The 775-nt window shown below is 44.0% G+C and carries 2 protein-coding genes; both read left to right on the plus strand.

What is annotated here, in order from left to right; genetic code table 11:
• The coding region (locus tag ABD915_RS09980) for a hypothetical protein (protein ID WP_345117811.1) at positions 1 to 203 on the plus strand (203 nt) is incomplete at its 5' end.
• A gap of 14 nt (positions 204 to 217) precedes the next feature.
• A partial coding sequence (locus ABD915_RS09985; RefSeq protein WP_345117813.1) for a Bgr_08870 family protein occupies positions 218 to 775 on the plus strand: 558 nt, incomplete at its 3' end.

Consider the following 775-nt stretch of genomic DNA (forward strand, 5'->3'; position numbering starts at 1 on the left):
TCACCCTCGAGATGCAACTGGATGATGGTGCTTTCACCCCTTTAAAACTGGATGAGACAGAACAACTCGCTGAACCGCTTTGGACAGAGCGTAAATTTGTGAGCAGCGACAAAACAGCACGACAAGCACGCTTAAAACTCACCCTTACCGGTGGACCGGCTGCACGGTCCATGGTGTGTGATTTTGGCGCCGGCATCATATGATGGGAGAATGAAAGATGACAAAAACCAAAAAACTCGACATGGAATTGCCAAAAGAGGGACGTTTTATCAGTTCTGAATTCCCCATTTTACGTGAAAACTTGGGTAAACTTGATCAAGCGCTTATAACTGTTGAGGAAAAGATAGAGGGAAAAGCCCCTTCAAAGCATACACATACCATAAGCGATGTGACGGGGCTAGAAAGCGCCCTCAATGGCAAGATGCCAGCCGATAAAACCTTCACTTTTGCTGATTTAAGCGATATCGATGGCGCCAAAGATGCGGCAAATAACTATGTGCTCTATAAAGCAGGCAACAATCATTTTACCTTTGGCAGTGCCGTTTCCTTATTAGGCACCCATCAACATAAAACAGAAGATATTGTTGGATTGGATGACTTTAGAACCAAGATTAATGAAGATCTCACAGCCTATGGTCGTCTCACAAGCCCAAATGAATGGCAGAATTATAATAAATTTACCAGCAAAGTCACCATGAGTGGCGGTTTTGAGCTGTTGGGTAATTCGTCGTTTAGCCTTATCCATAATGGTGAAGTGGTGACACGTTTAAGTGCA

Source organism: Bartonella jaculi, from assembly GCF_039543045.1.
Classification (GTDB): Bacteria; Pseudomonadota; Alphaproteobacteria; order Rhizobiales; family Rhizobiaceae; genus Bartonella; species Bartonella jaculi.